The organism is Pseudotabrizicola sp. (assembly GCF_030684215.1).
Taxonomy (GTDB): Bacteria; Pseudomonadota; Alphaproteobacteria; order Rhodobacterales; family Rhodobacteraceae; genus Pseudotabrizicola.
The window spans coordinates 200,514-208,506 of record NZ_JAUXOV010000052.1; the positions used below are offsets into that span (position 1 = coordinate 200,514).

The window sequence follows — 7,993 nt, forward strand, 5'->3', positions numbered from 1 at the left end:
GCATCACTCGGCCGGAACGGTGTTGGACGGGGTTTTGGGGGCCATTGTGGTGCCGCGCCAGTCGAACCCGCGGCGCATGAAGGTGGCGAGCCAGAGTGCTGGCATCATCAGATCCCGCAACACCAGCAAAAGCGCCCCCTGCGGTCCCATCGGCCACCCTGCTCGCGCTGCCACAAACACCTCGGCCAGATACCAAAGTGCGGCATAGCCAAGCCCGAAAACCGGATCCGCGCCCGACAGGACCAGCGCCGCCATGGCGCAGACAATCGGGGCCGCGCCACCGTTGAAAACCTCGAAGGCGAACAAAAGCGGAAAGGCATCGCGCCGCACCCGGCTCCACCGCAACTGCCGCGACCAGACCTGTGCCAGCGTGCGCCGCCCGATGGGTTGGGCAAAGGGCAGGGGCGTCAGCGTAACCTCACGGCCCAGGCTGCGCGTCACCCGTGTTGCGGCTGCATCTTCTGCCAAGGTTTGCCCCAAAGCCCACAGCCCCCCGGCATGCTCCAGCAGGGGCTTGTTGAAAAACAGGGTCTTTCCTTGGGCATAGGCGGGGCCGACACTGGCGGCGGCAAACTGCATCACGGCCTGATTGGTGTTCAGAAAGGCGCATTCAAGCAATCCGCCAAGGTTCTGCGGGTGACTGCCGACCGGAGGAGACGACACAAGCCCCGTCGCAGGCCCCCAAGATCCGACAACGGTCGCCAGATAGTCGCGCGGCAGCATCAGGTTGCTGTCGGTCATGCAGATCCAGTCGCCCAATGCGGCGTTCCAGCCTTTCCACACGTTGTTTAGTTTGGGGTTGCCCGAAATGCGATCAAGGCCGACCAACACCCGTGCCGGAACCTGTGGATTGTGCGCAATCAGCCGTTCCAGCAGATCAATCACAGGATCATCGGGAGACTGCGCACAAAAGATGATCTCATACCGGGGGTAATCCTGATCAAAAGACGATTGCAGCGTGTGCGCGTCAAACGCATCCAGCCCACAGACCGGGCGCAACAGGGTAACAAAGGGTTGCCCGATGACACCACCGCCGGGTTTGGGACGGTCAAGGCGGCGCAGATACAGCCAGATTGCCACGAAATGCGCGGCCATCAGAAGGGCGGCCAATACGGACAGGGCCAAGGCCATCATGCAGCACCTTTCAGCTCTGGGCTGGGCAGGCCAGCGTTGAGTGCGGCGGCCACTGGCCGCCATGACATCAGCCGCAGCGTGCCGTCACTGTCCTCGGCCAGTGCCGTCATGCTGTCCAGCCAGTCACCGCAATTGGCATAGGTCAGGCCGTGATCATCATGCAGGCCAGCGATATGGAAATGCCCGCAGATCACCCCATCCAACCCGCGCTGCCGGGCCATATCAACCACGCGCACCTCGTGCTTGCGTCCGCGATACAGCAAGGAATTTACCCCGGCGAGCAAGGCCTCAATCGTGCTGCGGGCTTCGGCCGACGTGCCGCGCCGCAGAACGGACAGGCCACGGTCAAGCCGCCGCAGGGCATGGTCAATCCGGCTACCCAAGCGGGTCAGAGCATGCGACCGCACAACACGCGCATCGACGATATCGCCGTGTAAGACCAGATATTTACGCTGGTCTCCGGCGAGATAGACCAGCTCGTCCACGGGCCGTACATTCAGGCCCTTTGGCTTTGGTGCACGCGCCGGGTCAGGGTCGTGATTGCCGCGCAGGTAGTGAACGACAGCACCCGCCTGTTGACGGCTGCGCAGATGGTCCATCACGCGCTGCGCGTCGTCGGTCCAATGCGGAAGAAGCGGCTGCCACAGGTCCAGAATATCGCCAACCAGAACATAGGTGTCGGCGTGATTGTGCTGCAGGAAAGACAGGATCAGATCGGCCCGACTGCCCAAAGCACCCAGATGCAGGTCTGATAGGAACAGACCCCTGTGATGTTGGATAGAACTGCCCATGCCACTGCTCCGCGTCATCCTTTGCACCTATCTCTGACGCAAAAGAACAACGGGCGTATGAAGGTTTTGCTGCAGTGCTGCGACAGTTGCGGTGGCCGATCTGGCAGGTTGTCTCAGCTTTGGCCGACAAACATCCGGTCACGGGCGCCCATGATGTGGCGTCGCATCGCGGCAGAGGCGGCCTCGGGGTTTTGATCCTTGATGGCGTCGATGATTGCCTGATGCTCGGCCTGCACCACAGCCTGCCGTTCCGGCGCAGCTTGCAAGGTCAGCGACCGCGACAGTTGCATGCCAAAGGTGATCTGCTGTGCCAAAGATTCCAGCACTGTCTGGAAAAACGGGTTCTTGGTTGCCTTTGCAATCGACCTATGCAGAAGTTGGTCGGCATCAACCCCCAATGCCTGCTGCAAATAGCTGGTTTCCATAAGCTTATGCGCTTTTTCCAGCGCCGCAAGGTCGCTTTCGTCGCGTCTTTGGGCAGCCCAGCCAGCAGCGGCGCTTTCGACATCGGCGCGGAATTCGTAACAGCGCTGAATGTCGGTGATCGACCCCAGCGGCACGAATTGCATCACCGACCGATCCGGGCGCCGGGCAACATAATTGCCCGATCCGCGCCGGGATGAGATCATGCCATCATCGCGCAGCCGTGCCAAAGCGGCCCGCAACACCGGCCGCGATACGCCACAGGTCAGCGCTAGCGCCTCTTCGGGGGGAAGGCGCGACTGCAACGGATAGCGGCCTTCGACGATATCTGACAGCAGCCGATCATAGACCTGATCGGCAAGCGAGGGTTCACGTCGTTCTGTCGATGTCATGACCGCTGCCTTTGCCTGTTACACGTTCACGCCCGCCGCCCGGTAGATCGATTCCATAAGGCGCAAGGTCTCCAAATTGTCCAGCCTGTCGGTCGCAAATGGGGTGCCGTTGCGCAGACCCGTTACGAACTCTGTCACTGCCCCCGTAAAGCACGCCTGATAATTCGCGGTCAGATCATGCAAAGACACGATCTCTGGCTGCGAAAGACGGGAAATCCGGTCGCGATCATAGATCAGCGTATCGGCATCGCCCAGCAATTCAAGCCGATCCGTTGGCAAGGGCGGATAGCCAAGGGCCGAGATATTGGCATCCATCTGGATCAGTGCGCCATCTGCCGAGCGCAGCGTGACAAGCGCCACATCTTCGCCCATCAGGTCCGGATTGATCCGGTCCAGTCGCGCCGACAGGACCTCCATCTCACCCAGTATGGATCGCAGCGCATCCAGATGGTGGATTAACACCTCGAACACCAGCAAACGCTTGAACTGCGCCAGATAGGGCTGCCGCCCCAGCAGGAACGGCACCCTACCCGGATAATCAAACAGCGACGACGACCGCACAGTCAGGCGTGCATGGCGCAGGCGGCCAATCTCGCCCGCCCGCACCCGGCGCGCGATTTCGGCGTAATGTGGGCGGAAGCGGTAGTTTTCATGCACCATAAAGCGCACGCCTTCGCCCACATCGGCGATCAGCGCCTCGGCCTCGGCCACTGTGGGGGTCATGGGCTTTTGGCAAATGACATGCACACCGCACGCCGCAGCCATGCGCACCAGCGAGGCGTGGCTGCCAACGGGGGTAATGATATCAACGGCGTCCGGTCTGGTCGCCGCCAGCATCTCGGCAACACCGGTAAACACCTCCGCGATGCCAAATTCGTCAGCACGCAGCTGCGCCTTTTCCCGGTCTGGGTCGCAGATCGCTACAAGCGTTACAGCGTCCTGCGCCAGCCATCCCTTCAGATGAAACTCACTGATCGCTCCGGCCCCGGCGATTGCCACTTTCAAGTTCTTCATTCCGCCCTCCTGACAGTCGCCGACGATCTATCTTCTTATAACTGAATTTACAACTACTGACTAATAAAAGAATCAAAGTTACCCATTTTTACGATCAAGAAGGATTCGACCCCATGCGCCATGCTGTTACCCCCGCCGATCTGGCTCAATCCATTATGGCCGTACCGCCCTTGGCGCGCACGCCGGACGGGCAATTCGATGATGCCGCCAATGGCGCGGTCATCCGCCATCTGGAGGAGGGGGGCGTGACAACCCTGCTTTATGGCGGCAACGCACTGGCGCAGCATTGGCCCCTGTCGGTCTATGCCGACTGGCTGGACAGGCTAGAGGCTTTGGTGGCCGTTGACAGTTGGCTACTGCCATCGGTCGGGCCAGACGCGGGAAAGATGGCGGATCAGGCAACGATTCTGAAGTCGCGCCGCTATCCGGTCGCACTGATGCTGCCAATGGGTGCGCCGCTGACCCATGCTGGCATGGCCGATGCAATGCGGGCCTTCACGGCAGAGTCTGGGGTGCAACTGTTGGTCTATATCAAGACCGACGACTACATCCCCGCGCATATCCTTGCGACACTTGTGACGGAAGGCGTTGTTTTTGGGGTCAAATATGCCGTTCCGCGCGAACTTGGCGCGCCAGATCGCTACCTGTCCGACATCATCATCGCCATCGGCACCAAGCGGATCATCTCTGGCTTTGGCGAGCCGCCTGCCATTCCACATATGCTGGACTTCGGATTGCCGGGCTTTACGGCGGGTTGCGTTTGCATCGCGCCTGCACTGTCCGATGCGCTGTTTCAGGCCCTGAAACTGGGCGACAAGGCGACCGCCGAACGGCTGTTGCAGCCTATTCTGCCTATGGAAGCCCTGCGCAGTCAGATCAACGAAATCCGCGTGCTGCATGAAGCGGTAGCATTGTCAGGACTGGCCGAAACCGGGCCGATCCTTTTGCCAAGTGCGCCAGTGCCCGAAAGCCGGCGTGCAGAGATTGCCGAAGCTGCCCGGTCACTCCGCGCTGCCGAAGCTGACTTCAGGGCGGCCACGGCTGCGTAAGCCGGGCCGTCGCGCCAGATCGACTTTAAAGGGAGGAACCACATGACTGATTTCACGAACCCAAGCCGCCGTGGCCTGTTGCTGGGGGCTGCTGCCCTTGGTGCCATCGGCCTGAATCCCGCCCGTGCGCTTGCCGCAGGCTACCCCGACCGCCCGGTAACGGTAGTTGTACCATGGGGCGCAGGTGGCGGCACCGATGCCACCGCCCGGATGATTGCGGCGCTGCTGGAAAAGCGCCTTGGCCAGCCATTCACCGTGGTGAACCGCACGGGCGGCGCCGGTGTGGTCGGCCATTCCGCCATCGCCGGAGCCAAAGCCGATGGGTATACGCTGGGCATTGTCACGGTGGAAATCACCATGATGCACCACCTTGGCCTTACCGATCTTGGCCCTGCTGATTATACCCCACTGGGGCTGATGAATGCGGACAGCCCAGCCGTTACCGTTTCAAACGACAGCCCCTACAAAGACATCGTCGCCCTGACCGAAGCGATCCGGACCTCGGCCCCCGGCACGTTCAAGGCAAGCGGCACGGGACAGGGCGGCATCTGGCATCTGGCCCTTGTCGGCTGGCTCAAGGCGCTTGGGCTTGAGGGCAACCATGTGACATGGGTGCCGTCCGAAGGCTCGGCCCCGGCGATGCAAGACCTGATCGCGGGCGGCGTTGATATTGTCACGGTGTCACTTGCGGAAACCAAAGCGATGGTCGACGCGGGTCGTGCGCTTAATCTGGCGCTGATGGGCGCTGACCGTGCCAGCAGCCACCCCGACCTGCCAACGCTTGCCGAAGCCGGGGGCGGCGATTTTGCCCTTGCAACATGGCGCGGGGTTTGCGGGCCAAAGGATCTGCCAGCCGATGTGGCCCAGACGATCTCAACCGTACTGGCCCAAATCGCGACAGACCCAGAGTTTGTCGAGTTCATGGGCGGGCGGGGTTTCAACATCGAATACCTCGATCCCGCGGCCCATGGCGCGATGATGGGGCAAGCCGATGGGGCCATGGGGGACACCATGCGCGCAGCAGGTCTGTTGCAGGGCTGATCCCTGCCACATGAAACAGGTGCGGGCGGGGTCCATGAACCACGCCCGCGCCATGCATCGGACTTCGGGGGGAGCATTATGCGGGTCACGGACGCCCTTTCGGGCGCAGTCATTATTGCCATTGGGTTGTTTGTCTTTCTGACCGCATCGGGGTTTCCGAATCCGGGTGGCATGCCCTACGGCGCATCGCTTTTGCCGCGCATTCTTGGCGCGGGTCTGGTGATGGGGGGCAGCCTGCTGGTTCTGGCCGATGTCGTGAAACGCAAGGCTGCAACCACCCCGACCGCCATCGCAACACTGGACCCCGAGCTGCAAAGCCCCCGTGGCCTGTTGCCCGCCGGAATGGTGCTTGTTCTGATTCTGGGGCAGATCTTTCTGGCCAATGCGCTTGGCTATCTTGCCGTCTCGATCATCGGCCTGACGCTTTTGTTCCTGTCGGTGCGGTTGTCCGTGCTGACCTCGCTTGGCCTTGCAGCGGCGGCAAGCCTGCTGTGCTGGTGGCTGTTTGCCGGGCTGTTAAGGGTGCCGCTGCCGCGTGGCCTGCTGGAAGGGTTACTCTGACATGGGAACCTTTGATGCAATCCATGCCGCAGCACTGCTCGTGATGGACCCGACGGTTCTGCTGACCATGCTGCTGGCCGGTATGTTCGGTATGTTTGTCGGTGCCATGCCGGGCCTGACCGCCACCATGGCAACGGCGCTGCTGGTGCCGATTACCTTCTTCATGGACCCGATCCCGGCTTTGGCCGCCATTGTCACGGCCAGCGGCATGGCAATCTTTGCTGGTGACATTCCCGGCGCACTGTTGCGCATTCCCGGCACCCCTGCCTCGGCGGCCTATGTCGAAGACAGCCACCGCCTTGCGCGGCAGGGCAAGCTGAATCTTGGGCTTGGCGTCAGCCTGATCGTGTCTTGCATTGGTGGGTTGTTCGGCATTGCGGTCTTGTTTCTCGCCGCCCCGGCGCTTGCGGAATTTGCGCTGAAATTCACCTCATATGAGTATTTCTGGCTGGCCGCCGTTGGCCTGTCTTGCGCGATATTTGTCGCCTCTGCCTCGCCGCTCAAAGCCGGAATATCACTGCTGATCGGGCTTGCCCTTGCCACTGTCGGACTTGACCCCACAACAGGCGTGCCGCGCTTTACCTTCGGCAACACCAACCTGCTGGCGGGCGTTGAATTCATCCCTGCGATGATCGGGCTTTTCGCTTTGGCCGAGGTGATGCGCGGCGTGATCCGGCTGAACTCTGCCGACCCGGTGCAGCCCATGCCGGTCTCGTCTGGCCCGCTGTTCAAAGGGGTGGGTGGGGTCATCCGCAAGCACCCCAGGAACATCTTGCGCAGTTCCATGCTTGGCACCCTGATCGGGGCCTTGCCCGGCGCTGGGGCGGACATTGCGGCATGGATGGCTTATGCCGTGTCAAAGCGCTTTTCTAAAACGCCAGAAGCTTATGGCACGGGCCATGTCGAAGGTCTGGTCGATGCCTCTGCCGCCAATAACGCGGCGGTGGGTGGCTCATGGATCCCGGCGCTGGTCTTCGGCATTCCCGGCGACAGCGTAACGGCCATCGTCATCGGCGTGCTGTACATGAAGGGATTGAACCCCGGCCCAACAGTGTTCCTGCAAAACCCGCAACTTATCTACGCGGTCTTTCTCATCTTCATCCTTTCTACCCTGATGCTCTTGCCGCTGGGTTGGGCCACGGTCCGCGCCGCGAGCCAGGTGCTGCGTGTGCCCCGCCGCGTCCTGTTGCCCATCGTGCTCAGCTTTTGTCTGGTCGGCGCTTTTGCCATGACCAATTCCCCTTTTGGTATCATCGTCATGCTGGTGATTGGCCTGTTTGGCTGGTTCTTGGAGGAAAACGGTTTCCCCGTCGCCCCCATCATCCTTGGCCTTGTTCTGGGTCCGATGTTCGAGCGGATGTTCATGACTTCCATGATCAAATCCGGGGGCGATCTCAGCGCGTTTTTTGACCGCCCCATCGCTGCGGTGCTGGGGGTCTGTGTGTTGCTGCTCTGGTTCTATGCCTTGATCAGCGCGCTGCGGCGGATGGTCCGCACTAGGTAACCTGCCTGACGCCCATTTTCTGTTCTGAAATATCCCACGGGGGGTCCGGGGGGTGTGAAACCCCCCGGTTCGCCGGCAAATATC

At 61.4% G+C, this 7,993-nt stretch carries 8 protein-coding genes; 4 read left to right on the forward strand and 4 right to left on the reverse strand.

The window, feature by feature from the left end:
* Positions 1 to 3: 3 nt before the first annotated feature.
* The 4 genes from Q8K08_RS10540 to Q8K08_RS10555 all read right to left on the reverse strand — a co-directional run bounded on the left by Q8K08_RS10540 (position 4) and on the right by Q8K08_RS10555 (position 3,754).
* A complete protein-coding gene (locus Q8K08_RS10540; protein WP_305250028.1) occupies positions 4 to 1,131 on the reverse strand; it encodes a ceramide glucosyltransferase in 1,128 nt (375 codons plus the stop codon).
* On the reverse strand, positions 1,131 to 1,925 hold the full coding sequence (locus tag Q8K08_RS10545; protein WP_304803192.1) for a UDP-2,3-diacylglucosamine diphosphatase: 795 nt from the start codon (positions 1,923 to 1,925) through the stop codon (positions 1,131 to 1,133). The genes Q8K08_RS10540 and Q8K08_RS10545 overlap by 1 nt, the downstream gene beginning before the upstream one ends.
* 113 nt (positions 1,926 to 2,038) lie before the next feature.
* Positions 2,039 to 2,740, reverse strand: coding sequence for a FadR/GntR family transcriptional regulator (locus Q8K08_RS10550; RefSeq protein ID WP_304803189.1), 702 nt, complete (start codon positions 2,738 to 2,740; stop codon positions 2,039 to 2,041).
* 18 nt (positions 2,741 to 2,758) lie between these two features.
* Positions 2,759 to 3,754, reverse strand: a complete 996-nt coding sequence (locus Q8K08_RS10555; RefSeq protein WP_304803187.1) for a Gfo/Idh/MocA family protein — start codon at positions 3,752 to 3,754, stop codon at positions 2,759 to 2,761.
* Positions 3,755 to 3,867: 113 nt separating this feature from the next.
* Between Q8K08_RS10555 and Q8K08_RS10560 the strand changes: the two genes are divergently transcribed.
* The 4 genes from Q8K08_RS10560 to Q8K08_RS10575 all read left to right on the forward strand — a co-directional run bounded on the left by Q8K08_RS10560 (position 3,868) and on the right by Q8K08_RS10575 (position 7,909).
* Positions 3,868 to 4,803 carry a dihydrodipicolinate synthase family protein gene (locus tag Q8K08_RS10560; protein ID WP_305250029.1) on the forward strand — a complete coding sequence of 312 codons (936 nt, stop codon included), beginning with the start codon at positions 3,868 to 3,870 and terminating at the stop codon, positions 4,801 to 4,803.
* Positions 4,804 to 4,845: 42 nt separating this feature from the next.
* Positions 4,846 to 5,844, forward strand: a complete 999-nt coding sequence (locus Q8K08_RS10565) for a tripartite tricarboxylate transporter substrate binding protein (protein ID WP_305250030.1) — start codon at positions 4,846 to 4,848, stop codon at positions 5,842 to 5,844.
* 78 nt (positions 5,845 to 5,922) lie between these two features.
* Complete coding sequence (locus tag Q8K08_RS10570; protein ID WP_305250031.1) at positions 5,923 to 6,405, forward strand: tripartite tricarboxylate transporter TctB family protein; 483 nt, start codon at positions 5,923 to 5,925, stop codon at positions 6,403 to 6,405.
* A 1-nt stretch (position 6,406) separates the two neighbouring features.
* Positions 6,407 to 7,909 (forward strand): tripartite tricarboxylate transporter permease, encoded by a 1,503-nt coding sequence (locus Q8K08_RS10575; RefSeq protein WP_305250032.1) that lies wholly within the window; start codon positions 6,407 to 6,409, stop codon positions 7,907 to 7,909.
* Positions 7,910 to 7,993: the final 84 nt, after the last annotated feature.